At 40.0% G+C, this 26,508-nt stretch carries 24 protein-coding genes and 1 other annotated feature; of the genes, 17 read left to right on the forward strand and 7 right to left on the reverse strand.

Going from position 1 to position 26,508, the window contains the following annotated elements:
- Window positions 1-39: 39 nt before the first annotated feature.
- A complete protein-coding gene (locus C7B89_RS09445; protein ID WP_115673572.1) occupies window positions 40-1,767 on the reverse strand; it encodes a globin-coupled sensor protein in 1,728 nt (575 codons plus the stop codon).
- Between the two features lie 123 nt (window positions 1,768-1,890).
- Here C7B89_RS09445 and C7B89_RS09450 point away from each other — a divergent pair, with 123 nt between their 5' ends.
- From C7B89_RS09450 to C7B89_RS09460, 3 genes are all read left to right on the forward strand, one after another.
- Window positions 1,891-2,175, forward strand: a complete 285-nt coding sequence (locus C7B89_RS09450) for a DUF1033 family protein (protein WP_208644731.1) — start codon at window positions 1,891-1,893, stop codon at window positions 2,173-2,175.
- 222 nt (window positions 2,176-2,397) lie between these two features.
- On the forward strand, window positions 2,398-2,598 hold the full coding sequence (locus C7B89_RS09455) for a cold-shock protein (protein ID WP_004230088.1): 201 nt from the start codon (window positions 2,398-2,400) through the stop codon (window positions 2,596-2,598).
- Between the two features lie 274 nt (window positions 2,599-2,872).
- Entirely contained in the window at window positions 2,873-3,364 is a 492-nt protein-coding gene (locus C7B89_RS09460; RefSeq protein WP_103118107.1) for a YkvA family protein, read from the forward strand.
- Window positions 3,365-3,425: 61 nt separating this feature from the next.
- Here C7B89_RS09460 and C7B89_RS09465 read toward each other — a convergent pair whose 3' ends face one another.
- Together C7B89_RS09465 and C7B89_RS09470 are read right to left on the reverse strand one after the other, a co-directional pair.
- Window positions 3,426-4,241, reverse strand: coding sequence for a S1C family serine protease (locus C7B89_RS09465; RefSeq protein ID WP_115673573.1), 816 nt, complete (start codon window positions 4,239-4,241; stop codon window positions 3,426-3,428).
- 58 nt (window positions 4,242-4,299) lie between these two features.
- Entirely contained in the window at window positions 4,300-4,938 is a 639-nt protein-coding gene (locus C7B89_RS09470) for a hypothetical protein (protein ID WP_048392874.1), read from the reverse strand.
- Between the two features lie 169 nt (window positions 4,939-5,107).
- Here C7B89_RS09470 and C7B89_RS09475 point away from each other — a divergent pair, with 169 nt between their 5' ends.
- From C7B89_RS09475 to C7B89_RS09490, 4 genes are all read left to right on the forward strand, one after another.
- The gene (locus C7B89_RS09475) at window positions 5,108-5,578 is read left to right on the forward strand and encodes a DinB family protein (protein WP_016993631.1); all 471 of its coding nucleotides are present in this window, start codon (window positions 5,108-5,110) and stop codon (window positions 5,576-5,578) included.
- Between the two features lie 80 nt (window positions 5,579-5,658).
- The gene (locus C7B89_RS09480) at window positions 5,659-6,216 is read left to right on the forward strand and encodes a TetR/AcrR family transcriptional regulator (protein ID WP_016993630.1); all 558 of its coding nucleotides are present in this window, start codon (window positions 5,659-5,661) and stop codon (window positions 6,214-6,216) included.
- A gap of 27 nt (window positions 6,217-6,243) precedes the next feature.
- On the forward strand, window positions 6,244-7,479 hold the full coding sequence (gene fabF, locus C7B89_RS09485) for a beta-ketoacyl-ACP synthase II (protein WP_115673574.1): 1,236 nt from the start codon (window positions 6,244-6,246) through the stop codon (window positions 7,477-7,479).
- Window positions 7,480-7,680: 201 nt separating this feature from the next.
- Window positions 7,681-8,427 (forward strand): amidohydrolase family protein, encoded by a 747-nt coding sequence (locus C7B89_RS09490; RefSeq protein WP_115673575.1) that lies wholly within the window; start codon window positions 7,681-7,683, stop codon window positions 8,425-8,427.
- A gap of 57 nt (window positions 8,428-8,484) precedes the next feature.
- On the opposite strand, the gene C7B89_RS09495 is transcribed toward C7B89_RS09490, so the two are convergent.
- Window positions 8,485-9,204: a metallophosphoesterase family protein gene (locus C7B89_RS09495; protein WP_048392870.1), complete on the reverse strand. Its 720-nt coding sequence runs from the start codon at window positions 9,202-9,204 to the stop codon at window positions 8,485-8,487.
- A 129-nt stretch (window positions 9,205-9,333) separates the two neighbouring features.
- A complete protein-coding gene (locus C7B89_RS09500) occupies window positions 9,334-10,938 on the reverse strand; it encodes an ABC-F family ATP-binding cassette domain-containing protein (protein WP_004230062.1) in 1,605 nt (534 codons plus the stop codon).
- A 601-nt stretch (window positions 10,939-11,539) separates the two neighbouring features.
- Here C7B89_RS09500 and C7B89_RS09505 point away from each other — a divergent pair.
- From C7B89_RS09505 to recQ, 5 genes are all read left to right on the forward strand, one after another.
- Window positions 11,540-13,426: an FAD-dependent oxidoreductase gene (locus tag C7B89_RS09505; protein WP_115673576.1), complete on the forward strand. Its 1,887-nt coding sequence runs from the start codon at window positions 11,540-11,542 to the stop codon at window positions 13,424-13,426.
- Window positions 13,427-13,506: 80 nt separating this feature from the next.
- Window positions 13,507-13,726 (forward strand) — a binding site (T-box leader).
- Between the two features lie 44 nt (window positions 13,727-13,770).
- Window positions 13,771-15,444, forward strand: a complete 1,674-nt coding sequence (gene argS, locus C7B89_RS09510; RefSeq protein ID WP_115673577.1) for an arginine--tRNA ligase — start codon at window positions 13,771-13,773, stop codon at window positions 15,442-15,444.
- 131 nt (window positions 15,445-15,575) lie between these two features.
- Window positions 15,576-16,751: an MFS transporter gene (locus tag C7B89_RS09515; protein WP_115673578.1), complete on the forward strand. Its 1,176-nt coding sequence runs from the start codon at window positions 15,576-15,578 to the stop codon at window positions 16,749-16,751.
- A 254-nt stretch (window positions 16,752-17,005) separates the two neighbouring features.
- The gene (locus C7B89_RS09520; protein ID WP_196333054.1) at window positions 17,006-18,109 is read left to right on the forward strand and encodes a TcaA NTF2-like domain-containing protein; all 1,104 of its coding nucleotides are present in this window, start codon (window positions 17,006-17,008) and stop codon (window positions 18,107-18,109) included.
- A 7-nt stretch (window positions 18,110-18,116) separates the two neighbouring features.
- Window positions 18,117-19,889, forward strand: coding sequence for a DNA helicase RecQ (recQ, locus tag C7B89_RS09525; protein WP_115673579.1), 1,773 nt, complete (start codon window positions 18,117-18,119; stop codon window positions 19,887-19,889).
- A 61-nt stretch (window positions 19,890-19,950) separates the two neighbouring features.
- Here the strand turns inward: recQ and msrA are convergent, their stop codons facing one another.
- The gene (msrA, locus tag C7B89_RS09530; RefSeq protein WP_081011039.1) at window positions 19,951-20,472 is read right to left on the reverse strand and encodes a peptide-methionine (S)-S-oxide reductase MsrA; all 522 of its coding nucleotides are present in this window, start codon (window positions 20,470-20,472) and stop codon (window positions 19,951-19,953) included.
- A gap of 174 nt (window positions 20,473-20,646) precedes the next feature.
- Here msrA and C7B89_RS09535 point away from each other — a divergent pair, with 174 nt between their 5' ends.
- The 3 genes from C7B89_RS09535 to C7B89_RS09545 all read left to right on the forward strand — a co-directional run bounded on the left by C7B89_RS09535 (window position 20,647) and on the right by C7B89_RS09545 (window position 23,328).
- A complete protein-coding gene (locus C7B89_RS09535) occupies window positions 20,647-21,597 on the forward strand; it encodes an LCP family protein (protein ID WP_115673580.1) in 951 nt (316 codons plus the stop codon).
- 64 nt (window positions 21,598-21,661) lie between these two features.
- Window positions 21,662-22,861 carry an AI-2E family transporter gene (locus tag C7B89_RS09540; RefSeq protein ID WP_048392857.1) on the forward strand — a complete coding sequence of 400 codons (1,200 nt, stop codon included), beginning with the start codon at window positions 21,662-21,664 and terminating at the stop codon, window positions 22,859-22,861.
- A 101-nt stretch (window positions 22,862-22,962) separates the two neighbouring features.
- A complete protein-coding gene (locus C7B89_RS09545) occupies window positions 22,963-23,328 on the forward strand; it encodes a cupin domain-containing protein (RefSeq protein WP_048392856.1) in 366 nt (121 codons plus the stop codon).
- A 55-nt stretch (window positions 23,329-23,383) separates the two neighbouring features.
- On the opposite strand, the gene C7B89_RS09550 is transcribed toward C7B89_RS09545, so the two are convergent.
- A complete protein-coding gene (locus tag C7B89_RS09550; RefSeq protein WP_016992684.1) occupies window positions 23,384-24,559 on the reverse strand; it encodes an aminotransferase class I/II-fold pyridoxal phosphate-dependent enzyme in 1,176 nt (391 codons plus the stop codon).
- 232 nt (window positions 24,560-24,791) lie between these two features.
- Between C7B89_RS09550 and C7B89_RS09555 the strand changes: the two genes are divergently transcribed.
- Window positions 24,792-25,673, forward strand: a complete 882-nt coding sequence (locus C7B89_RS09555) for an aminoglycoside 6-adenylyltransferase (RefSeq protein WP_066036780.1) — start codon at window positions 24,792-24,794, stop codon at window positions 25,671-25,673.
- Between the two features lie 14 nt (window positions 25,674-25,687).
- Window positions 25,688-26,503 (forward strand): ATP-binding protein, encoded by an 816-nt coding sequence (locus tag C7B89_RS09560; RefSeq protein ID WP_103118118.1) that lies wholly within the window; start codon window positions 25,688-25,690, stop codon window positions 26,501-26,503.
- Window positions 26,504-26,508: the final 5 nt, after the last annotated feature.

Raw genomic sequence — 26,508 nt, forward strand, 5'->3', positions numbered from 1 at the left:
ACCTCCTACTTAATAGAGGAGAGGGGCGAACCTCTCCTTTTATTGCATGACACGTTCTTTTTCTAAATAGGCAATTAAGTTATTAATGTGATAAAGTACATGCTTAGATGCCTCATCGACTTCTTTTAGATGAACATCAGCTTGTTCGATATAACCCGCTTTATGGGCTTCAGCCGCAAGCTTCGCTGATTCATGGACGCGTAAATGATAGCCATCTAATTCATGATAGTCCTGTAAATGACCGAAACGTTCGACTGTACGAGGCGCAGTGTACCATTTGCCAAGTCGACAGTCTCTATGAGAAGAAACATCGCTTGGATCAACGTTTTCTAGGCCAAGGAACATGTTATAAATGCGCCATTTCCATAAAATATGATCCGCCTTCGATAATTGTAGTAGGGCAATAGATGAAAGCTGTACATTATTGTTAGCAATAAGATCATTACGGAAACGGTTAATTTCTTTCCCTAATAAATGAATATCGCTGGATGTATTATGACTATAATCACGAATATCTTCCTGCAAGCTTGAAATTTCAATCATTCTTGCTGAAACTTCATCAATCGCGGCTGCTTGTTCCTGGGAAATGGCAGCCGTATTTGTCACATCTAAATTAATACCCTCAATCGCTTGAACAATGGCATTTAATAATGGTAACGAATCTTTTGCTTCAACGGTTGCTTCTTTAATAATAGCTGTCGTATCGGTAATTGAGTTAGAAACATCATTCGAATAACTCTTTAAATGATGAACATTTGCGGATACTTCACTTAGCGCAGCTACCGTGTTTTCAGCAAGCTTTCGTACTTCCTGTGCAACGACCGCAAAGCCTTTCCCATGTTCACCTGCACGCGCTGCTTCAATGGAGGCATTAAGTGCGAGTAGATTCGTTTGATCGGCGATTTGATTGATTAATGTGACAACCTGCTCAATATCATTTACCCTTTTTTGTAATTCCGAAAATGAGTCAACAATGGATGTAAAGGTCTCTTCTGTTTTAAAAATCTCCGATAGGGCATGCTCAATAGCGTTTTTACCTTTTGTAGCATGGTCAACAGATTCAGTTGTTTTCTCTGATATATGAGAAGACATGCGTGCAACCTCATTGATAGAAGCTGCAATCTGTTCTGTTGCAGCAGTAGAGGATTGAATTTCTTCATTTTGCTTATCTAGGCTAAAAACTAAATCTTTCATGTACATAATTTTGGCATTGACATCCATTAAAGAAGATACTTCTCCTACCACATTTTCAATAATGCGTTCTGTTAACACTTCCACTAATAATTCTTGATCGACATTGACAGCGGATTGGAATGATTTCATATATTGAAATGCTTTATTTGGCTTGATACCAAAATTGTATAAAATATATGTAGTAATATAGAAGGCAAATTGGTTGAAGACAACAATTAATTTACCAGGCTCGTATTGATGCTTGCGGAATAGATTGAAAAATTTGACAGTTTCATCTACATAATGATCATCACGAGTTGCTAAGAAAAACTGTGTTAAGTATTGATTAATATTTTCTTCACTAATGATTAATTGAGAGGTAGGGGATATCTCGCTTAAATAATGATGAAAAATGGCATTCATGGAAGGGGTAATGTCTTTGAGCTTTTGATAGAGTGCCTTTAAGTGCTCCTCATCTTGTGAAGTGAAATGATTGAATGCCAGTGTTTGGTAAAATCGGCCTGTTGCATGTAAATCTGTACCACGTTTGAGTAGTTCTTCTAGCTCTGCTTTAGGTCGAATACTTGAAAACATAAAAATACCTCCAAAAAGTATGTATAATAAGGTAATAATAGCATAATTCAGGTGGTTTTAATAGACATTTCAATTGTGTTTGCTAAAATGAAACTATCTTATGACAGCAAGGAATGGGCAAATATGTATACAATTATTTACATGAAAGCGGACTATGAGCCTTGGTGGAAATTTGAAGGCTGGGAAGCTTATATTCAAACTGAAGATACATTTGACACGAAGGAGCTCTTTGAACGTGCATTACAGCAAAAATTAGCGCATTTTCGTTCCTCTTACGATAATGAGGCAACGAAAGAGGAGCAGTATTGGGCTTTTTGGTCTGAGGATGAAAGCTTTTACTGTGAGGCTTGCGATGATGATGCACAAGTATATCATGGAATAATTGCGTGTAAAATAGAAGAGAAGTAAAAAAATTTTGAAAAAAAGTAAAAAAGATTTTTTCTTTATTTGACAAAATTATGGATGGCAGTTATACTTAACTTAACAATTTAATTGCTTCACCGGAAACATGAATTCACATATTACAAAAAGTGATCGCGTTAGTTCGGTACTCTTTGTAATATGTGAATTTTTTTCAATCGCTGAAGAAATTACATATTGTTCACTTTTATTTTTTGGAGGTTTTCTTAAATGAAACAAGGTACAGTAAAATGGTTTAACTCAGAAAAAGGTTTTGGATTCATCGAAGTTGAAGGTGAAAACGACGTATTCGTACACTTCTCAGCTATCCAAGGCGAAGGTTTCAAAACTCTTGACGAAGGTCAAAAAGTGGAATTCGAAGTTGTAGATGGCAACCGCGGACCACAAGCTGCTAACGTAACTAAACTTTAATTCTCAGTAATTAAAATTACTTTCGTTAAACCCAAGACATCCTATGCAAATAGGATGTCTTTTTTGTATCATTTGCAAGTTTAAGGATTACAAACCCTATTTTAGGTTAAATATATAGTAGTGGCGGATAGCCATGCAAAAGTAAAGGATAGCGCTATAAAAGCAGCGGATAGCCATGTGAAACTGGAGGATAGCTGCACAAAAGTAGCGGATAACCCCATAAAATGGAGGGTAGCCCCGCCAAAATAGCGCATAGCTGTAAAGAAGGAGGCAGATGAATGTGAATAATGAAGAAAAATTGCCTGAAGAACAGGAGCAAAAGGATTTTTATCAGAAACTACGTACAAAATTAGTAGCTTTCCTTGGGTCGAAAAAGGGAAAAAGTAACAAGTTTACTCCGTATTTAATGTTTGTGCCTGATTTATTTCATTTGTTAATTAAAACAGTAACCGATGCGGGTGTAGATAAAAAGAGTCGTGCATTAATTGGGGCATCCATTGCGTATTTTGTATTACCGATGGATTTAATGCCAGAAGGACTGCTAGGCTTTGGTGGCTATTTAGATGATGTTGTACTAGCAACTTTTGTGGTAAATACCATTATTAATAAGTTGGGTCCAGATGTAGTGGAAAAGCATTGGACAGGGGATGACAAGCTTTTACATGTGCTACAAAAGGTTGCAGAAGTGAGTGATGAGGTTGTCAGTAAAATTCCTGTAAAATCGCCAATTGCTCAGTTCGTCAAGCAAGAAAGTAAAGATAAATAATAATATTATGTAAACCTAAGACGCCCTATAAAAATGAACCTGCTTATTACAGGTTCATTTTTTATTGCTCTTCTAATAAATTTCGGAGTTGTTGTACAGGTACAAATAGGCCAACATTTCCAATGGGCTCATATTTCATCGTGGCAAAGATAACCCCAATGACCTCGCCATGTTGATCGATTACAGGGCTACCACTATTGCCCCGATAAACAGGAGCTTTTAGCATCCTAACTGGCTCCTGCCAATCTTCTAATTGAATGGCTTCTAGCAATGTTCCTTCATTAGCGATGCCGGTGAAAGCAAGTGGATTTCCAATAAAATAGACATGTTCATTAACAGTGTAAGGTGGATCTTCTGCAAGAGGTAGATAGGGAAGTTGCTCAGCTTGCACCTGTACAAAGGCTAAATCTACGGCTGGATAGCTCTCGATTAATGTTGCTTCCATCAGTCCCTCATCAGGAAAGACGACTGATAATGTTGTGGCATGTTCGACAACATGGGCGTTGGTGACAATCAGACCATCTGGTGAGATGGCAAAACCAGTGCCTTTACTGGAGCCTGTTGAAATTTCAACGACTGCCTTTTTATAGGTTTGTATATCTTCTTGTGCAGAGAGCCGCGTTGAAACCTTGATAAATTCAAGCGCAGGTATGGAGTAGATTTGAAAAATGAGGGCAAATGTATTGAAAAACAGCACTAGTGCCATACCCCACACGATCCAGCGTACAAGAGGCTTTTGTTTTTTTTGCTTTTTTCCATAAATGCGTTCTTCTCGCGCCTGTGCTAATGCTTTTTGCTGTTCCTCGAGTACAAGTTCAATAAATTCTTCTTCCGTTAATTCATCTTGCTTTGGTGTTGCATTATGTATATCACTCATTGATTGGCCTCCTTTGCTAAAAAACAGACGCCCAAGCAGGACGCCTCTTTTCTTTCAATTATTCTATTTTTTGCAAGGTTGATGTCACAACAAATGGCTCATCTTGCTCTGTTTCCATCGTATCCTCTTTGCGAATTAGACCAATGTCCTTTGCAAAATATTTGGTTGTGGTCATTTGATCTTCAGAGCGACTTAGCTGGATGACATCTTGATAGACCGTTGTACCAGTATCAACAGTAGCGGTCGTTGATTCAATGGTCCAACCTTGAAAGCTTGTCCCGACTTGTAAAGGCTTTTGAAGTACGGTTTCCAGGACAGGATAAGAAGCTGCCTCAGCTGCACTTGGCATGCTTGGATTACTGTCAACAGGTTCTCGATAGACAAGATCAATACTTGTATCCGTTATGCGGTAGATTTTTAATAGTGTCACACCACCATTATCCTCTATTTGTACGATATGCTGTGTATCGAGGTAGGTAGTTTTTAGTGTGAAGCTAGCAAATTCATTTCCTTCCCCTTGAAAAGAAGCAACAGATCCATCAGGTGGAAAATAGGAGAGAAGTGACGTTTGATCTTGTTCCACTGCTTGCTTGTCTTCCACAGATGGTGTTGGAGCTGGCACAGGCTCTTCCTGAACTTCTTCACGACAGCCAGCCAGTAAAAATACTACAGAAAGTACTAGAACAGGGTATCTCATGGGCACACTCCTTCGCTATTTTCTTTCATTATACGTGAACGAGGAGTGTTATACGAATAATATGAGATTATATAAATAATATTATTATGTAAACTATTTAATGAAAACTTGTAACAGCATGGAAAATTATCTATGATAGAAATGAAGTGAAAAAATGGGGGGCAAAGACATGTATAGACATGTAGATGATTTCTTACAAGAATGGTCAAATGCATCAAACGGGACACTACAGGTATTACAGGCTTTAACAGATGACAAGCTTCAACAAAGCATTGTAGAGGGTCACAGTACACTTGGTTGGTTAGGCTGGCATTTAGTTGGAGCAGCAGGATATTTTAGCTATCTAGCAGGGTTAAAAGTACCAATGATTCGTCAAGAAGATCCTGTGCCAACGACTGCGGCTGAGATCGTGACAGCCTATGAAAGCGTAGCAAATGGTATTAAAGAGGAAGTGGCTAAGCTTTCGAATGAAGAGTTACTAGAGGTAGTAACAGGCTTTAAAGCGCCGATGCCAAAAGGGGCTTTATTACGTGTATTAATTGACCATCAAACACATCATCGTGGACAAATGACGGTCCTACTACGTCAAGCAGGTTTACCAGTACCTGGCGTGATGGGACCAACAAAGGAAATGCAATAATTACGCGAGCAGCAGATAAACGATTTATCTGCTGCATTTTTTAGATTGACACTTACCTACTAGTAAGTTAGTATAAAGCCATGACAAATAGAAAAATGCAAATTATAGAATTAACATTGAAGAATATTCAGGAAAAAGGATTCACATCATTTAGTTATGAGCATTTAGCAAAGGAGCTTGGCGTCACGAAAGCCAGTATTCACTATCATTTCGAGAAGAAGGGAGACTTAGGGATTGCTGTTTGCGAAAGAATTCAACAAGGATTAGAGAGAACTTTTACATTGATGAAGGAGTCCACTTTGCCAGCTGAGGAAAAGCCATTTGCCTTTATTATGCAGCGAATAAAATTTCTAGAGCAAGACGGCATTTGCCCTATATCAGCTTTACAGGCGGATTATCAAGAATTACCGCAACCAATGCAAGAAAAGCTTCAGCAGCTTAGTCAAATGGAAATCGATGTCTTTGTTGAGCTATTGAAAGATGCTAAACAACAAGGCGCACTCCAAGCTACTAATGATTTGGAGGCTCTAGCTGTATTACTTATTTCAAGTACGAAAGGGGCATTACAATATAAACGTGTTGTAGGAGAAGCGTTCTTTCAAAAGATGCTGGAGCAATTAAAGGAACTGTTAAAGTAAGACATGATACGAGAAGGAGCGATGTGCATGGTACGAAGAGTCGTTGTTACTGGATATGGTGTTGTTTCCCCGTTAGGTAATTCGGTATCAGCCTTATGGGAGAATATTAAGGCAGGAAAATCAGGGATTCAAAAAATTCAAGGGGAGGCATTCAGCGGCATTAATACGCAAATTGCTGGGACGAGTAAGGATTTCGATGCAACGCTGTATATGGATAAAAAAGAAATCAGTAAATATGATCTATTTGTGCAATATGCTGTTGCCGCTGCCCAGCAAGCTCTGACACAAGCCAATTTAAATATGGAACAGGTAGATAAGGAGCGTTTAGGCGTTTACATCGGCTCTGGCATTGGGGGCATTGAAACGATTTTAGAAAATCATCAAGCGATGCTCAATCAAGGGCCTAGGAAGGTGTCACCATTTATGGTGCCGATGATGATTAGCAATATGGCTGCAGGAATACTAGCAATCAAAACGGGCTTTAAAGGACCAAGCTTTTCACCTGTTTCTGCCTGTGCGACAGGAAACCAGGCGATTGGAGAAGCTTTCTTAGCGATTCGACATGGCTATGCGGATGGCATTTTAGCAGGCGGAGCGGAGGCACCGATCAATCCACTTAGCTTTGCAGGATTCTCCCGCATGAAAGCCATGTCCACTAGGAATGAAGAGCCAACAAAGGCCAGTCGACCATTCGATAGCGAGCGGGATGGCTTTGTCATGTCTGAAGGAGCTGGCATTATATTCCTAGAGGAGTATGAACACGCCAAACAAAGGGGTGCTACGATTCTGGGTGAGATTGTTGGCTATGGTGTGACAACAGATGCTTATCATATTACAGCTCCTGATTTTACGGGTGCTGCCAATGCCATGAAGCTGGCATTAAAAATGGGTGCTATCGATGGGGCAGCTATCGATTATATCAACGCACACGGCACAAGTACTCCAGAGGGAGATAAATCTGAAACAAAGGCTATTAAACACGTTTTTGGTGACCATGCCTATCAACTAAAGGTTAGCTCCACAAAATCGATGACAGGACATCTCTTTGGCGCGGCCGGTGGAATTGAAGCCATTATTACATTGAAAAGTATAATGGATGGCATTATTCCACCAACCATCAATTATGAAACACCAGATCCCGAATGTGATTTAAACTATGTTCCTAATGAGGCGCTTCATCAAGACGTTAACTTTGCGCTATCGAATGGGTTTGGCTTTGGTGGTCATAATGCTGTGCTAGCATTTAAAAAATTTGAGGAATAAGGCATTAGCTACTAGCTAAAAAGAGTGGTATGAATTTAATTGTTCATACCATTTTTTACGTTTGTTTTATCAACTTGAAAAGAGAAGAGGGAACTTAAGCTATTGCAAGTCAATAAGTTTTCCTTATGATAAATAGCTAGAAATTCGTATTATAACTTATAGTTAGAGTATGGTAAATTCAAAGGAAAAGGGGGATAAATGATGCGAATCTTTGATGCACACTTTCATATCATTGACTTTAATTTTCCGATTATCGAAAATCAAGGTTATACGCCACCAAGCTATGTAGTAGAGGGTTATCAAAAGGACACAGTGAGTCTCCAGATAGCGGGGGGCGCCATTGTATCAGAATCTTTTCAAGGATTTGACCAAGCCTATCTTTTAAAAGCATTGAAACAACTTGGTCCCACGTTTTGTGGGGTAACGCAATTACCTAATACGGTCACGGATGATGAAATTATACATTTACATAACAATGGGGTACGGGCATTACGCTTTAATAGTAGACGAGGTGGTTCAGAGGATTTATCACAGCTAGAAACCTTTGCACGACGGGTTTATGATTTGGTGGGCTGGCATAGTGAATTATATATCGATGCGAAGGAAATACCGGAGATAGCCTCGACAATTGAAGCATTACCAGCCATCTCCATCGATCATTTAGGGTTGTCGGAAGAAGGGCTGCCACATTTATTAAAGCTTGTTGATAAGGGAGTACGTGTCAAGGCGACTGGCTTTGGTCGTGTGGAGCTGGATGTGAAGCATGCTTTACAAGCGATTTATAATGCTAATCCAGATGCCCTCATGTTTGGAACAGATTGCCCGTCTACAAGAGCTAAACGACCTTTTAATTATGGGGATGTGGAATTGATTCAACAGCTATTTGATCAACAGGCTGCTGATAAAATCCTCTACAAGAATGCGCTGCAATGGTATTTTCAGCGTTGAATATAAAAAAGAATCCATGTTGGCATGAAAATGGATTCTTTTTTAATTATGACGGTACTAAGCATTTCGATAGTTGGCAAACATTATTTCATTATAATACTGATCTAATTGAGGCATACCCAGCTCTTTTGCGATCATTAGCTCAGCCTCTCGGTCATATGCTACTCTAATAAATTGGATGGCATTGTTTGACTGTGTTCCATCTAGAATGGCATAGGAAGCAGAAGTTAGGTCAAGTGAATTACCAACACTCCCTACATTACAAAGAATTCCTTGTTTATATGTATGTAAAAAAGTTGTATGGATATCGCCATAGAACACAATATCAGGATGTTTCTTGTAATGGCTTGAATTGGTTACTGCCGTATTCTCAAACATAGATAAACGCTTTTCAAGTGGATGATTTGGTAGGATACGTTCAAATTCACTTCTTGGAGACGCATGGAAAAATCTTATGAGCTGTTCATTTAATTCAAGATCAATATGGAAGGGTAATGACCCGAGATATTGATAGTCTTTTGCTGTTAATCGATCTTTAAACCATTGGAGAAAATCATTGTCAGTAGGGGATTGAATAAATACGTCCCAATTGCCTCGTACGACTTGTTCACAATTCTGTTGGATAAGTTCTATACAGGCAGAACCTTGAGGGCCCTTGCCGATTAAATCACCTAAACAAAAAATTCTGTCAATCTTTCTTAAGCGAATGTCTTTTAATACGGCCTCTAATGCCGTTTTATTCCCATGAATATCTGATATAATTGCAATTTTCTTCACGAAGATTACCCCCTCATTAATGCTATACTATATAATTCAATAAAAATCCTTTTAATCCTTTAAAAACCATATAAACACTAAAGACAAAAAAATCCTCTACCCACTATGGGTAGAGGATTTTTGTAAAGCTTAGCTTAAGCCTTGGCTATCTTTCCACTCTAGGAATTCATCATATGTTAACTGCTTATCTAAAATAGAGCCGTCTTCACGGATTTCGATGACACGGTTAGCAATTGTTTGGATGAACTGATGGTCATGTGATGTGAAAATCATTGCGCCTTTGAAACGAATTAAGCCCTCGTTCAATGCTTGAATAGATTCAAGGTCAAGGTGGTTCGTAGGTTCATCTAATAAAATAACATTTGCTGTCGCAAGCATCATTTTCGATAGCATACAACGTACCTTTTCGCCCCCAGAAAGAACAGCAGGGGATTTCTTCACTTCTTCACCAGAGAACAGCATACGTCCTAGGAAACCACGTAGGAAGCTTTCTGTTTCATCGTCTGGAGAATATTGACGTAACCATTCTACTAATGTTTTTTCAGAACCTTCGAAGTACTTGTCATGATCGTTTTCGAAGTAGCTTTGAGATGTCGTTACACCCCATTTAAATGTGCCAGCATCCGCTTCTTTTTCTTCCATTAAAATATCAAGAAGTGCTGTTTTCGCCATTGGGCTACCAAGTAAAACAATTTTATCTTCTTTGTTCATCGAGAAGCGCATGTCCTTGAATAGCGTTTCGCCTTCATGACTTGCTGTTAGACCGTCTACTGTTAGGACATCGTTCCCAATTTCACGGCCGATTTGGAAGTTGATGAATGGATATTTACGGCTTGATGGCTTAATATCATCCAGTTCAATTTTATCCAGCATTTTTTTACGAGATGTTGCTTGCTTCGATTTAGAAGCATTGGCAGAGAAACGTGCGATAAACGCTTGTAATTCTTTAATTTTCTCTTCTTTTTTCGCATTTTGATCTTGTGCCATTTTTTGTGCTAATTGAGAAGATTCATACCAGAAATCATAGTTCCCTACATATAATTGGATTTTAGAGAAGTCCAAATCCGCAATATGTGTACATACTTTATTTAAGAAGTGACGGTCATGGGATACAACAATAACTGTATTCTCAAAGTTAATCAGGAACTCTTCCAGCCACTGAATTGCCTTTAAGTCAAGGTGGTTGGTAGGCTCATCGAGTAATAGTACATCAGGCTGACCAAACAGTGCCTGTGCCAGTAATACTTTAACTTTGTCAGAACCTTCAAGATCGCCCATTAGCATGTAATGAAGATCATCGGAGATACCTAAACCGTTTAATAGTGTAGCCGCTTCTGAATCAGCTTCCCAACCGTTTAGCTCTGCAAATTCACCTTCTAACTCTGCAGCACGCATGCCATCCTCATCTGAGAAATCTTCCTTTGCATAGATAGCGTCTTTTTCTGTTTTCACGTCATATAGGCGTTTATTCCCCATAATAACTGTGTCGAGCACTGTATGCTCATCGTATTCGAAGTGGTTTTGTTTCAGGACAGATAAACGTTCGTCCTTACCCATCGATACATTTCCTTCCTGCGCTTCGATTTCACCAGAAAGGATTTTTAAAAATGTTGATTTACCAGCACCATTTGCCCCAATTAAACCGTAGCAATTGCCTGGTGTGAATTTTATATTTACGTCTTCAAATAGTTTACGATCGCCATAGCGAAGACCTACATTACTAACTTGAATCATGCAAGTTCCTCCTTTTTTTCACAATGGCTCTAGTATAGCATGAAATATGTTCCATAGTCTATAAACATTATTAAATCAAGGTTTGGCGTTCTTTCCACATTTTTTGTTAAACATAAACTGAATAAAGATACAATAAAAAATTTAAATTTGGTGTAACTTTCTTTGAGAGTGAGGCGTCTATATTGTAGTGTGATTAACTATTTTTGAAAAAGAATAGAAAAATGACATCATTTACCACGGGGATTTTAGTTGCTTATTCACAAAGGTTTCGTCTAAAATGATTCTGACTGTTTATATATCAAGTAAATCATCACTGGTGCCCACAAGCCCATCCCCGTTTTGAATGCCAGCTATTCGTGGCTCTTTCATTTATACTAGATAGATGTTGCTAAAGTTAGACTAAAAACATCACAATCCTCATAAATGATTTCATTCATTTATCTTAATGATAATTTCATATAAGAATGCTGTAAGCTAAAGAATTATTCGTTTGTGGTAATGATATGCTATGCCTGCGTTCAACTAGGACATTCAGCCCTTGTGGCGGGAATGATGATTAAATAAACACATCGATGGAAATTTTAACAATTGGAGGTATATTATGGGTAAGGGCTTATTATGGACAGCCACTTGTGTAATAGTAGTTTTAGTTGGGTTTGGTAGCTACTATTTTATTAAAGAAATAACAAACTCTATGGCATACGATAAATTAGTAGATGAGTATAAAAAGCCAGAACCAATTGAACATATAGAGGAAGAATATGATGTTATTGTCATCGGTGGTGAGCCAGAGGGAGTGGCTGCGGCTGTGGCTGCTGCTCGAAATGGTGCGAAAACATTGCTGGTCGAAAAACGACAAGAGTTAGGTGGATTATTTACATATGGTATGCTGAATTTCCTCGACATTCCTCGTGATGGCCATAACAACTCGATTAGTGAGGGAATATTTAAGGAATGGCATGAGCTTGTTAGAGGGAATGACGCTTTTGGCATTGTAGGTGCTAAGGCAGCCTTTAAAAAGCTAATCGATGAAGAGCCCAACTTAACGTTATCCGTGCAAACCGAGGTTGTGAAAGCAAATGTCAAACAACAACAATTAACGTCTGTGGAATTAAAAAATGAGTACGGTACATATGTTGTGACGGGGAAATCATTCATAGATGCTACACAGGATGCTGATTTTGCTGCCTTGTCGGGCGTTCCTTTCTTTGTGGGCGGAGAAGATATTGGCATAAAGGATAAGCGTATGGCTGTGACTTTAATGCTACATTTAAAAAATGTCAATTGGGATGAAGTCAAAAAAGCGGCTAATTCCGGTGTATTTGGCGGTGCTAATTTAAATCATACGGTGATGTGGGGCTTTACAAAGCTACATGATGAATACAAGCCATTACAAGAGGGTACAAGATTACGAGGGTTAAACTTAGCTCGTGTAGATGATGAATATTTCATCAATGCCTTACAGATTTTTGGTATTGATGGCTTGAATGAATCCTCAAAACAAGCGGCGATTGTCGCTGGGAAGAAAGAAACGTTACACATTCTAAAATATTTACAAACAAACTTCCCAGGGTTTGAAAAGGCTGAAATTGTCAGCTATCCAGAAGAACTCTACGTCCGAGAAACGAGACATATTTGGGCAGAGTATCAATTACCAATGGCAGACCTGTGGAAAAATAGTGATCAGTGGGATAGCATTGGCATTGCTTCTTATCCAGTCGATGTGCAAGCGCAAACGCCTCATGATTATGGCTATGTGATCGCTGCACCAAAGCAATATGCTATTCCTTTCCGGTCTTTAGTACCGAAGGATATTGATGGCTTACTGGTTGTCGGACGCTCTGCTGGTTATTCATCACTTGCAGCTGGTAGTGCACGTATTGTTCCAACAGGGATGGTGACAGGTGAAGCGGCTGGGACTGCGGCTGCTCTTGCACAGAAGCACGATGTAACTTTTAGAGACATGAGTAAGGATAAATCATTAATCGCTACATTACGAAAGCAATTAGCTAAACAAGGTGCCTATGTTGATTCATTTTCAATTGAGTATCCATATCAAGGAGAATGGTATGATGAAGCCATTCAAACCCTCATTAATTACGGCCTTGTTGTGGGCGGCTATGATAATGACCTAAAAGTAGACAGTAAGGCGACGAAAATAAAGTTTGCTAAAATGTTAAAAGAGAGCATGCTACGTGCTGGTGGAGAAAGTGCAGCAGGAATGAAGGACCAGCTCGAAATTGTCATCAATAAAGTTTATAATCAAGGCGATGAAGCTATTGAGCGAGATGAGTTAGCTCAATATTTGGCTGACGTCCTCATCGGTGAATCCAATGCGACTAGCTGGGATACATTGGTAGAAAAAGGAATTGTCACGGAGAAAGTAGCGAAGAAAGTCTCTGATAATAAGAAATTAAAATTAAAAGAGATGTATGCGATTATGGCTGATGTGATTCATTATGTAGAAAAAAAACGTTCCTCCTTGTGAGGAGCGTTTTTTGCTGAAACGGCAACGTAAAAAAGGGTTGACGCCAATTAGAAAGTCCTGTAATATATGTCAAAATCATAAAAAATTCGATGAAAAAGAGAGTAATTGATGGAATGACTGGCAAGCGAGTTAGGGATGGTGGGAGCCTAATGCAGGAACCATGAATGAAGCGCACTTTGGAGAAGATTCTCGAACAAATAGTAGAGAATAGCGGGGCGTCACCTCGTTAACAATGGAAAGTGGTCATGTGACATGGCAACTAGAGTGGTACCACGGGATTATGATGCTCTCGTCTCTAATTATAGAGGCGAGGGCTTTTTTATTTGAACAGGAGGAGGAGCAAAATGAATCAACAAATCGCCGACAGTATAGCAGTCACATTAAAGCAGCAAATAATAGGAGAGGACATATTGTCATTATTAGAAAAGCCCAAAAGCTTGGAGCTAGGGGACGTAGCCTTTCCATGCTTTACTCTAGCAAAAGTGTGGAAAAAATCACCACAGAGTATCGCAGCACAGATAGCAAGTCAATTAAATCATGACAGTATCGAGCGTGTGCAAGCTGTTGGTGGCTATGTCAATATTTTTCTTGATCAACAAAAGGTGACGCAACAGGTGTTACGCAAGATTCTGCGCGACAAGCAACAATATGGTACTACGCCAACAAAGATGGGAACGGTCGTCTTGGATTTTTCCTCTCCTAATATCGCCAAGCCTTTCTCGATGGGACATTTACGTTCAACGGTCATCGGTAATGCCTTAGCAAATATTGCAGAAAAAAATGGCTATCAAGCCATTCGTATCAATCATTTAGGGGACTGGGGTACACAATTTGGCAAGCTTATTGTTGCTTATCAGCTTTGGGGTGATAAACAAGCTATTTCAGCGTCACCAATAGAGGAGTTATTAAAGATTTATGTGAAGTTTCATGAAGAGGCCGAGCAAGACCCAACGCTCAATGAACAGGCTCGTGCCGCCTTTAAAGCATTGGAGGACGGTAATGAAGAGGCACAGGCATTATGGCAATGGTTCCGAGATGTGTCATTCATAGAATTTCAAACAATATATGAGCTATTAGGAATTCATTTTGATGCCTTTATAGGTGAAGCCTTTTACAATGACAAAATGCCGTCCGTTGTAACAGAATTAAAAGAAAAAGGCCTCCTTGTGGAATCAGAAGGTGCGTATGTTGTGGAGATGGAGGAGATGCCTCCATGTTTAATAACGAAAACGGATGGAGCCACGCTTTATGCGACGCGTGATTTAGCAGCAGCCCTGTATCGCCAACAGCACTACCAGCCCCAAAAGATGTTCTACGTTGTTGGCAATGAGCAGTCCCTCCACTTTAAACAACTTTTTCAGGTCATCGAAAAAATGGGCTATCCTTGGGCAAAGAATCTGCAACATGTGTCATTTGGCATGATGCTGAAGGATGGCAAAAAAATGTCGACTCGTAAAGGTAAAGTGGTGTTATTAGCTGATGTACTAGCAGAAGCTATAACGACGGCACAGCGTAATATGGAGCAGAAAAACCCTTCTCTACCTAACAAAGAGCAAGTCGCAAAGCAAGTGGGGGTTGGAGCGGTAATTTTTAATGATTTAAAATCCCATCGTCTCAACGATATTGAATTTTCAATCGAGCAAATGATGAATTTTGAAGGCGAAACAGGGCCATATGTACAGTATACATATGCACGTATTTGCTCTATTTTAGATAAAAAGAAAGCTCCGACTCAAGATATGCTATTCAAATCTTTAGGAGAGCAGGCTTGGCCGATTATTTTATTACTAGAACAGTTTCCTAAAACGGTAGCTATGGCTTTTGAGCAGGCTGATCCGTCCCAAATAGCGAAATATGCCTTACAACTGGCACGTTTATTTAATAAATATTATGCACAGTACAAAATATTAGTAGAAGATGAACAGCAAGCATCCCGTCTTGCATTATGTCAGAGTGTTGCTATTGTTTTAAAAGAGTCATTAGCCTTATTAGGTATTGAATCACCTGAAAATATGTAAGAAGCCTTAGCCATGTAAAGGGTAAACTGTCCAATCATTGACCAACCATCGAAAACATGATAAAAGGATAGAGGAATCCATGCAAGCTTTTCATAAATGAAGGCTGCGTAATAACAGAGGGGATCAAACAATTGGCTAAAAAACATTGGACATTATCACTCACCTTCGTGGTCATTAGTATATTTTTTGTCGCTCTTAATATGAGGCCAGCTGTCACGGGAATAGGACCGCTTTTTAATGTCCTCATGACATCCTTACAAGTCTCGAATACAAGCATGAGCTTTCTCACAGCTATCCCCGTTTTTTGTATGGGATTATTCGCACCTTTGGCTGTCCCGCTTCAGCGAAAAATGGGCACGAAATCAGCTATCACCCTTTTAGTGGCCATCCTTGTCGTCGCGAATGGGCTACGCTTTTTCCAAGCAAGCTATCTCTTGCTCATCGTGACAAGCTTTGCGGCAGGCTTAGCGATTGCAATGATTGGTCCTATCCTAAATGCTTATATTAAGAAAAAGTTTCCAGAACGCTTTACGACAATAGTCGGTATCTATTCATTCGGTATAGGCGTAGGGGCAACTTTAAGTGCAGCCTTAACCGTGACTTTTTATCAGAGTTTTAGTAATAGCTGGACAATCGCCCTTGGTATGTGGTCAATCCTTGCTATAGTTGCTCTCGTTATCTGGCTAGCGGCAATTCCATCCGAACACAACGAGCAGCTCCAACAAGTAACTACGTCAGAAGAAGTCCGTAATCCGTGGACATCTAGACGTGCCTGGGTAATTTTACTGTACTTTGGTTTACAAACATCACTCTTTTTCTCAATCATGTCATGGCTTACACCGCTATTGCAGGATAAAGGCCTGTCATTAGAGGCATCCAGTGCTATGCTAACAATTATGTCTATTGTACAAATGATAGGGAATATGGCGGTACCAATTCTCATGGAAAAATGGCCAAGTCGAATGGCCTGGCTACTAGTGTTTAGCTTTGTCGGCGTGATTGGATTTATGCTACTATGGCTGACAGCGGGTATTTACCTATGGCTGGCTGTTTTATTAATTGGCATTGTGCTAAGCGGGCTATTTCCAATCGGACTATTGCTGCCTCTTGATGAAGCCAAAAATGATCAGGAGGCCACTAGTTGGTCATCTATGGTGCTGGCAGGTGGCTTTATGGTAAGTGCCATTATCCCCATTCTAATAGGCATTTGCTATGACCTAACGGGCAACCATACATGGACGTATCTGATCTTTGTATTATTAATGCTCGGCATTCTAGTAACGACAGGACTATTAAGAAAAAAATGATTGTAAGAGACATGTGTGAGGTTGCACATGTCTTTTTATGTGAAAATTATTTTGAGGGTATAATATCCTTCCATCCTCACAGCAAATTTTGTCTTCCATCAATATTAATGGGTAGAAAGAAATGACTTTAGGGAAGTTGCTGCATTTTTCTAATATTAATTTTCCAATAATAATATTATGTAAACTTGAAACATTACTAGTCCTTGATTATGATAGAGAAGAGAGAATGTAGAATAGAAAGTTTTGGTGAAGGTATGTATAAAAAAGTGCTCATTTTAGGAGCGGCAGCTTTTCTGGTAGCAGGCTGTGACAGTCAAATAGGGACAGGATGGTTTCAAAATAAAAAGGCAGAGGTGGAAACAGAGGGAGCTGTGACGAAGCAACAGGAAAAAATTGTCCCAGAGGTCAAAGTGATTGGAGAGTATGGTGTTGGAGCAGGCATTATTATCAGGCAGCAGGATGATCAACTGTATATTTTAACGAATGGCGCACTAGTGGCTTCCAAACCAACTGCCCTCGTTCAATTTGGTCAGGACAAGCTGGTAGCAGCGACTATTCATGTCATGTCAACAGCCTATAATATGGCCCTGCTACGAGTAACCTATAAAGCGGATGTGCAAGTGCCTAATTTATATGAAGGTGAGCTAAATCAACTGGCTGTTTATGTGAATGGCTTACCCCATACAATTCAAAAATACCAAGATAAAGTAGCGGCTTATTATATAAAAGCGGAACAATCGATACCACTAGGAAGCCCTGTCATGGAGGCTGAAAACGGAGCCATTGTCGGGTTATATGTTAATCGACAACAGCAAGGAGCATCGCAGCCATACATATTGCCTATAAAGGAATTCCAAGCATCCATCGATGAATGGATTGAGGAGGGCATGACAGCCAGTGTACGACTTTCCCAATCGAAAAACTTATACCCCTATATTGAACAAGGGGATAAAGAAGCTGTACAGCAAGCAATCGAACAATATGGAGAAAATATATTTGCGTATAATACCGATGAAATTATGCTATTTTTAGATATGTTTCACAAGTATTTAAAGGGGGCTGTGACAACCCAGGATGCAAGTGTTTTGAAACCGATTGTCGGGACAGAGGCTATACAGGAAACCTTGGCTAGTATGGTTGCCTATTATGCTTCCAAGCAAGCCAAAATTCATTTCTCAGACACGGATATTCAGGCAATTCGTGTAGAGGGACAGCGTCTTATCGTACAGGCTAAAACGGAATATATCCTGACGAATGCTGCTGGACAAGAGGCACTTGCCTACTCCAACATGTTGTATGAGTTAGAAAAAAATGAACAGGGCGAGTACAAGCTACTTGGTCTCACAAACAAGGAGTGAATTTTGCATGGAGCAAGCTAGACAAATGCTACAGCATCATTTTGGCTATGATACCTTTCGCCAAGGACAAGCCCAGATTATTGAACAAACATTACGAGGGCAGTCAAGTCTTTGTGTCATGCCAACAGGTGGAGGGAAATCTATTTGCTATCAAATTCCAGCGCTAATGCTTGAGGGGTTAACCATCGTGATTTCGCCACTGATTTCACTGATGCAAGATCAGGTGGAGGCTTTACGTACAGCAAATATTCCAGCAGCCTATATTAATAGTACGCTGACGGCACAGGAAGTGGATGAAACCATGCAGCTTGCTAGTGCGGGTTATTTAAAGCTCCTCTATATTGCACCTGAACGACTGGAAAGTACTACGTTTCTTCAAGCATTGTCGTATTTATCTGTCCCATTACTTGCGATTGACGAGGCTCATTGTATATCGCAATGGGGGCATGATTTTAGACCAAGCTATCGTTCGATCCACAAGCTTTTTACGCTATGGCCCCAAAAACCCACTGTTTTAGCGCTGACAGCTACTGCAACGCCAACGGTTTGTGATGATATTCGTCAATTGTTAGCGATTGATGAGCAGGCAACGGTCATGACAGGCTTTTCACGTGAGAATTTGGCACTTTCGGTGTTAATTGGTGAAAATAAAGAACGCTATGTAAAAAATTATGTACAACAAAATAAACAGGAAGTGGGCATCATTTATGCAGCTACTCGAAAAGCTGTGGATGCCATTTATGATGTGCTGAGTCGCTCTGGTGAAGACGTTGCGAAATATCATGCAGGTTTATCAGAGAATTTAAGAATGGCTGAGCAGGAGCGGTTTTTAAAAGATGAGGCACGTATCATGGTGGCAACGAATGCTTTTGGTATGGGTATTGATAAAAGTAATGTGCGCTTTGTGTTGCATTATCAAATGCCTCGTAATATGGAGAGCTATTACCAGGAAGCGGGCCGTGCTGGCCGAGATGGCCTGCCAAGTGCTTGTATTTTATTGTATGCTTCAGGGGACGTTCAAACACAGCGTTTTCTTATCGAACAGTCACAGGATGAGGCTCGTATTACACAGGAGCTAGCTAAACTACAAACAATGGTCGATTATTGCCATACTGAGGGCTGCCTACAGAATGCGATTTTAGCGTATTTTGGAGAAGTTGAGGAGGAGCCATGTGGGCGTTGTAGTAACTGTATTGACGGGCGAGCAGTGACAGATGTGACAGAGGATGCGCAAAAGGTGCTGGCCTGTGTTGTGCGTATGGGACAAAAATTCGGGAAGACCATGGTGGCACAGGTGCTAATTGGCTCTAAAAATCAAAAGATCGCTGAATTTGGCTTTGCCCGTTTATCGACCTATGGCATTTTAAAAGGACAATACACCTCAAAGGATGTCTCCAACTTTATCGAATTTTTAATTGCAGAGGGCTTGCTGGCCGTGAAGCACGGTACATTCCCTACAATTTATGTATCTGCTGAAGGCAAGGAAGTGCTGCTTGGCAATCGACAGGTCATGCGTAAGGAAGCTGTCACAGTGAAGAAGCTGGTGGATAATGATCCATTATTTGAACACTTACGGGTATTACGCAAAGAGATTGCCGACGAAGAAAAGGTCCCACCATTTGTTGTATTTTCTGATAAAACGTTACGTGAATTATGTGATAAGAGACCAACTGTACTGGAGGATTTACGACAGGTGAGTGGTATAGGCGAAGTAAAATATGAGAAGTATGGTCAACGCTTCTTTGACGCACTACAATCGTTTTTAGAAGCCTCTGTTTAATAAATTTGTTGCTATTGTATAAAAGAGAGGTGTCCCACAAGCTGGAGACACCTCTTTTATATTATTTTTCCCAATGCTTTGCAATGAACGTATCACGCCCAGAAACGGCACGGTCTTGCTGATAGTGTGCTGTCTCTTTTTTATAATAATCCTGGTGATAATCCTCTGCTGGATAAAAGCGTTCAGCATCGCGAATTTTGGTTACAATAGGTTTATCAAAGCGTCCGCTATTGGCAAGCTTTTCTTTCGATGCCTCTGCGATTTGCTTTTGCTCATCTGTATAGGTAAAGATTGCTGTAGTATAGGATTCACCACGGTCATGGAACTGTCCATACGCATCCGTCGGGTCAATTTGCATCCAATAAATATCAAGGAGCTGCTCATAACTAAAAATAGCAGGGTCGAATTCGATTTCGACTACTTCTAAATGACCTGACGTTCCTTTTTTGACATCTTCATAGGTTGGGTTTTCTAAGTGGCCACCCATATAGCCTGAAGTGACTTTATGTATACCGTCCCACTCGACAAATGGCTTGACCATACACCAAAAACAGCCGCCAGCAAATGTCGCTTTTTCTATCATTTGAATCATCCTTTCTTTTGTGAAAATATTATAGCATTGTTTTACGCCAAACTGTGCAAATGGGTGTAAAATAACGTTTAGATAGAAAAACATGGAATAGATCCTTTTTATAATGAAACTTTCTAGCTAATCAATCGTTACATTAACTATATCAAAATAGAGGAGTTAGTTGTTATGGAAGAGCAAGATTATACGAGACGCTCCCAACGTCCTAAAAAGCGTCGATTACGTAAAGGGAGAGCATTTTTTACACTATTACTATTGTGTATCATTGTGATTGTCGGCTATTCGGTCATGCAATATCGCAGCGGGCTTGAGCTAGCCAACGACACCAAAGTTGCACAGGAAGATTTTACGGGTGATAGCATCAAAGGGGATATCGAAAACTATTTGATTTTAGGGGTCGATACACGTGGAGAGGAAAAATCACGGACTGATACAATGATGGTATTATCCTGGAATAAAGCAAACAACGACATTAAACTCGTATCCTTTATGCGCGATATTTACGCGGATATTCCAGGCTATCAATCCTATAAGCTTAATACAGCTTACTACCTAGACGGTGTTCAGCTATTAAAGGATACATTGACAAATATGTTTGGCCTACCGATTCATCACTATGCACTAATTGATTTTAAAAACTTTGAATCCTTAGTGGATATTTTAGCGCCAAATGGTGTGGAAATGGATGTTGAAAAGGACATGTCTGAAAATATTGGGGTAGAGTTAAAGCAAGGTGTTCATCGTTTAAATGGACAGGAGTTACTAGGTTATGCGCGTTTCCGTCATGATGCAGAAGGAGATTTTGGGCGTGTTGCACGTCAGCAAAAAGTGATTGAGGCATTAAAAACAGAGTTATTAACGCCTACGAATATGTTGCATTTACCAAAATTTGTTGGTGCGGCACAGGGCTATATCACAACAGATTATTCATCTACTGAGGAAATGCAGCAAGTACTTAAATTGCTATCAAAGGGCAAGGTAAACATTGAGAAAGCAACCATCCCTATCGAGGGTAGCTATCAATTCCAAAACTTTAGCCATGCGGGCGATTCTATTGTCATCGATGTGGAGCAAAACAAAGCCTTTTTAAGTAATTTTTTAGGTATTTCACTAGAGTGATGTTTCGCAAAAACCAGCATTATCCTGTAATATAAAGGGAGAGCATTTGGATTGGGGTGGATATATGGAAAAAGAGAGACCAAAAGAGCGTTCAAGCCTGTTAGCAACCAAGTTTATTCGTTTTTTAGGTGGTAGAAACCTATTATTTACACTGGTAATTTTATTACTGGTGGCATGTGTTATTTTTATGTTTAATCAAGTTTCCTTTATCTTTACCCCGCTACAAGTTTTATTTGAAGTAGTCATTTTACCAGGGGTACTAGCCGTCATTGGTTACTATTTATTACGCCCACTGCTGGCGATTCTAGTACGATGGCGCATTCCAAGAATATGGGGTATTTTAATCCTCTATATTGCGGTCATTGGTGTCATTACGTTACTTGTTGTGCTAGTCTATCCGTTTTTACGCGATCAGTTCACGAATTTAGCACAGGAATTCCCAGAGTACTTCATGGCATTTACACAAAACATTGTAGAATTCCTAAATCATTCACGTTTTAATGAGTACTTAGATAAAATTAGTTTTAATTTTGATGAAGTTTTGAATAACTTCACAACGGATATGGTAAAAACAGTGAAGGATATGGCGACCAATGTAGCACAGGGTGTGGCATCTGGTATTACCGGCTTCCTTTCAACGTTAACAGGTATTGTGCTATCACTTGTAACGGTGCCATTCATCCTGTTTTATTTACTAAAAGAGGGCGAAAAATTACCGAAATTTATGCTGAAAGTGTGCCCACCACGTATGCGTAAAGAGGTAACTGACATTTTCCATGACATGGACAAGCAAATTAGTTCGTACATACAGGGACAGATTTTAGTATCCATGTGTATTGGGGCAATGGTAACGATTGGCTTCTTAATTATTGGCATGAAGTATGCTTTATTGCTCGGCTTCCTTGCCATGATTACAAGTGTGGTGCCCTATTTAGGACCCGTTATTGCGATCACACCAGCAGTAATTATCGCTCTTGTTACATCACCATTGATGCTCATTAAGCTGGCAATTGTATGGACAATTGTTCAGTTAATCGAAGGAAAGTTCATTTCACCGCAAATTATGGGTAAATCACTCAGTATTCACCCGATTACGATTATCTTTGTACTATTAACGGCAGGCTCGTTATTTGGTGTCCCAGGCGTTATTTTAGGGATTCCGGGCTATGCAATCTTTAAGGTACTTGTCACGCATTTATTCAAGCTCTTTAAGCAGCGCTATAATCGCTACGAAGATGACGTTCATCAAAAATATGATATCTAATAAACGACCAGCTACTGCTAGCAACGCAGTAGCTGGTTTTTGCTGTAGAAAACGGCATTATGCTATTCTAGTAGTAGAGTCAAAGCAAGGGGGAAAAGGAAATGGCATACATACCGATTAATTTTCAAGAGAAACTGGCTAAATTTCAAGAGCATTGGTCTCCAAAGGTCATTGCTGAAATGAATGATTATCAATTCAAACTCGTCAAAGTTCAGGGGGATTTTGTTTGGCATAAGCATGAGGATACGGATGAGGTATTTATCGTCCTTGAGGGGCAATTAATCATCGAATTCCGAGATGGCCAGGTAAGCTTGCGTGCAGGAGAGATGTTTGTTGTCCCACGCAATGTGGAACATAAACCCTTTGCAGCTTCGGAGTGTAAAATTCTCCTTGTAGAGCCAATGGGTGTCGTGAATACAGGTGAGGAGCAATCAGAGCTTACCGCTGAAAATGATGTGTGGATTTAACCATCATAGAAAAACCCTTCCAACAAAATGTTAGAAGGGTTTTTACATTGACTAATTATTGCTTTGCTAATAATTGTACTTTTGCTAAGCGATCCACGGCTTCTTGCAGAAGTTCCTTTGGTTGAACTAATGCTAAACGTAAATAGCCTTGTCCTGCTGTACCAAATACGGTTCCTGGAACTGTGACAACGCCTACTTGTTCAATCAATTGAAAGGCTAATTCTGTGCAATCGATAGCATAGGGATATTTAGCCCATACGAACATTCCACCATCAGAGGGTGCGGCTTCCCAGCCTAAAGCTTGTAAGCCATTCATCAGCGTTTTATGGCGCTCTGAGAAAGTGGCACGTAAGCTTTCCGTAATTTCCTCTGCGTTATCCAGTGCTACGACAGCCGCATCCTGAATAGGCTCGAAAATACCGAAATCTAAATTTGATTTTAATTGCTTAATAACAGCGATCATTTCTGCATTTCCTGCGATATAGGCAATACGCGTTCCAGCAAGGCTAAAGCTTTTAGAGAGGGAGTTAATCTCCATACCGACCTCTTTTGCTCCTGGTGCAGCTAGGAAGCTAATAGGGCCATCTCCCGTAAAATAGAACTCTGAATAGGCAGCATCATGGAGGACGATGATATTATACTTTTTAGCAAAGGCGATGACTTTTTCAAAGTATGCTAATGACGGCATCGCTGGTACAGGATTTCCTGGTAAGTTTAAAATCAATAACTTTGCTTTCTGTGCAATTTCTTCTGGTACAGCGTCTAAATCAGGTAAATAATCGTTGTCGGCTGTTTGAGGCATGTAATAAGGTGTTGCGCCAGCTAAGTGAATCCCTGCGTCATACGCTACATAAGCTGGGTTTGTGGATAAGACGATGTCTCCTGGATCACAAAAGGCAATTGGTAAATGCACTAAGCCTTCTTGCGAACCAATTGTTTGAATAATTTCTGTCGCGGGATCTAGATCCACATTACTACGACGCTTATAGTAGCGACTCACCGCGTCATAAAAACGCTGTGTGCCAGTCAGTGTATAGCCATAAGACTCGGCTAAACCTGCACGATAGGAAAGATGCTCACGTATTTTGGCATGTGGAGGAAGATCAGGGCTGCCTAAGCTTAAGTCAATTAAGGTCATACCCTTTGCTTGCTGCTCTCGAGCAAAATTTTTCAAATCTCCGAAAATTGCTGGTGTAAATAATGACATTTTTTTAGATGGTACGATTTTCAAAACTAGTACACTCCTTGTAGTTGTATAACAGAATAGTAGTTCACATTTTATCATACTGAAGCGCAGAAAGGGACAGATATTCTGAAAAAAGAAAATATTTATATAATGGAGAGGATGTGTGCATAGACTAGCGAAAAAAGATTTTCTGCCATTGGGAGATGCTACTATAAATTCCTTCAAAGAGGAAAGTGTATTATACTGAGTATAAAGCTTTTCAGGTGGGGTGAGTCTTATGAGAACAGAGCAAGAAATGTATGATTTAATCCTAGCCACTGCACAACAGGACACTAGAATTCGTGCTGTTTACCTAAATGGCTCAAGAGCAAATCCGAATGTACCAAGGGATATGTTTCAGGATTTTGATGTTGTGTATGTCGTAACAGATATAGCCTCTTTCTTACAAGATGATAAATGGATTCAAGTATTTGGTGAGCAGCTGATGGTGCAGGAGCCTGATCGATTGGATAAGGGGCTTGGCTTGGACAAAGACTTTTCTTATAGCTATACATATTTAATGTTATTAAAGGATGGGCATCGCATTGACCTTCGCTTATTATCGACACAAGCTATGCTGGATGAATATGGACAAGACAAGCTGACAGTCCCTTTACTCGATAAGGATCAGCTTTTGCCATCTATCTCTCCATCTTCAGATTGTGGCTATCATATTAGTCCACCGACTGTGGGGCAATTTGCCAGCTGTACCAATGATTTTTGGTGGTGCTTACAAAATATAGCCAAGGGCATTTGGCGAGACGAACTCCCATATGCCAAGCAAATGTTTGAGGAAACGACAAGGCAGTCCTTACATCAAATGCTTAATTGGTGGATTGGTCAGCATCATCATTTTCAGATATCTACAGGCAAAATGGGAAAGTATTTAAAAAACTATGTGCCAGCTAATTATTGGGCATTGTACGTAAAAACCTATGCCGACGCTGATTATGCTAACATGTGGAATGCCCTGTTTGCGGCATGTACACTCTTTCGAAGCATCGCAAAGGAGGTTGCCCATCACTTCCAGTTCTCGTACCCTCACGAGGATGATGCTCGTATGTCAGCCTATTTGAAGCATGTACGTACATTACCACCAGATGCGAAAACGATTTTGTAAGGGGGAAGAGGGCATTGAAGGTTTATTCATTAAGTGGACCAAGCGGCACAGGCAAAAGTACAAGTGCGCTGGCCTTTGCCCATAAATTAGGGGTGGAGGCCATTGTTGATGATGGATTACTCATTGTGAATGGCGTCAGAGTGGCAGGTCTTTCTGCTAAATTCGAAAAGAATACAATTACTGCTGTACGACGTGCCATTTTTACAGATCCAGCTCATCGTGAGGCTGTCCAAAAGGCGCTAGCTCATCATCAGGTACAATCTATTTTACTGATAGGTACATCGACTAAAATGACGAATAGTATTGCCAAGCAGCTAGAGCTGGGTCCGATTGAACACTATTATAATGTAGAAGATGTCCGTTCATTGAAAGAAATTCAAAAAGCACGCTTTATCCGTCAAACACAGGGCAAGCATGTTATGCCGATTCCATATAGACAAGTGGAGCAAAATTTCTTTAAACGATTGGTGCAAAAGGGCATGGAGATTTTTTCTTCGAAACGAGAAAAAATCGGGGAAACGACGATTGTACGTCCTGATTTTCAGCGGGAATATATAGAAATCAGCAAGCATGTTTATGTACAGCTACTGACATACTGCTGTAGCCAACAGGCAATTGTACAAAAGGTCGAGCAAGCACAATTTGTGCTAGGGGATCAGGTTCAAGCTATCCTCACTATTCAAGTAAAGCTGCCGATCGATTATCCATTAGCAGCGCGTTTAGTGGAATTACAACAAGCTGTGCAACAAGATTTTTATCTACATTTTGGCTATGAATTAGATGCTATTCATGTACATGTAAAAACGGCTTTGCAAAAGAAAAAAGCGTAAAAAAC

The organism is Lysinibacillus capsici (assembly GCF_003367505.1).
GTDB classification, from domain to species: Bacteria; Bacillota; Bacilli; order Bacillales_A; family Planococcaceae; genus Lysinibacillus; species Lysinibacillus capsici.

Bases quoted from the DNA above. Each gene is read 5' to 3' on its own strand.
- C7B89_RS09445 (WP_115673572.1), bottom strand. From the start codon at position 1,767: ATGTTTTCAAGTATTCGACCTAAAGCAGAGCTAGAAGAACTACTCAAA.
- C7B89_RS09450 (WP_208644731.1), top strand. From the start codon at position 1,891: ATGTATACAATTATTTACATGAAAGCGGACTATGAGCCTTGGTGGAAA.
- C7B89_RS09455 (WP_004230088.1), top strand. From the start codon at position 2,398: ATGAAACAAGGTACAGTAAAATGGTTTAACTCAGAAAAAGGTTTTGGA.
- C7B89_RS09460 (WP_103118107.1), top strand. From the start codon at position 2,873: ATGAATGTGAATAATGAAGAAAAATTGCCTGAAGAACAGGAGCAAAAG.
- C7B89_RS09465 (WP_115673573.1), bottom strand. From the start codon at position 4,241: ATGAGTGATATACATAATGCAACACCAAAGCAAGATGAATTAACGGAA.
- C7B89_RS09470 (WP_048392874.1), bottom strand. From the start codon at position 4,938: ATGAGATACCCTGTTCTAGTACTTTCTGTAGTATTTTTACTGGCTGGC.
- C7B89_RS09475 (WP_016993631.1), top strand. From the start codon at position 5,108: ATGTATAGACATGTAGATGATTTCTTACAAGAATGGTCAAATGCATCA.
- C7B89_RS09480 (WP_016993630.1), top strand. From the start codon at position 5,659: ATGACAAATAGAAAAATGCAAATTATAGAATTAACATTGAAGAATATT.
- fabF (WP_115673574.1), top strand. From the start codon at position 6,244: ATGGTACGAAGAGTCGTTGTTACTGGATATGGTGTTGTTTCCCCGTTA.
- C7B89_RS09490 (WP_115673575.1), top strand. From the start codon at position 7,681: ATGCGAATCTTTGATGCACACTTTCATATCATTGACTTTAATTTTCCG.
- C7B89_RS09500 (WP_004230062.1), bottom strand. From the start codon at position 10,938: ATGATTCAAGTTAGTAATGTAGGTCTTCGCTATGGCGATCGTAAACTA.
- C7B89_RS09505 (WP_115673576.1), top strand. From the start codon at position 11,540: ATGGGTAAGGGCTTATTATGGACAGCCACTTGTGTAATAGTAGTTTTA.
- argS (WP_115673577.1), top strand. From the start codon at position 13,771: ATGAATCAACAAATCGCCGACAGTATAGCAGTCACATTAAAGCAGCAA.
- C7B89_RS09520 (WP_196333054.1), top strand. From the start codon at position 17,006: ATGTATAAAAAAGTGCTCATTTTAGGAGCGGCAGCTTTTCTGGTAGCA.
- recQ (WP_115673579.1), top strand. From the start codon at position 18,117: ATGGAGCAAGCTAGACAAATGCTACAGCATCATTTTGGCTATGATACC.
- msrA (WP_081011039.1), bottom strand. From the start codon at position 20,472: ATGATAGAAAAAGCGACATTTGCTGGCGGCTGTTTTTGGTGTATGGTC.
- C7B89_RS09535 (WP_115673580.1), top strand. From the start codon at position 20,647: ATGGAAGAGCAAGATTATACGAGACGCTCCCAACGTCCTAAAAAGCGT.
- C7B89_RS09540 (WP_048392857.1), top strand. From the start codon at position 21,662: ATGGAAAAAGAGAGACCAAAAGAGCGTTCAAGCCTGTTAGCAACCAAG.
- C7B89_RS09545 (WP_048392856.1), top strand. From the start codon at position 22,963: ATGGCATACATACCGATTAATTTTCAAGAGAAACTGGCTAAATTTCAA.
- C7B89_RS09555 (WP_066036780.1), top strand. From the start codon at position 24,792: ATGAGAACAGAGCAAGAAATGTATGATTTAATCCTAGCCACTGCACAA.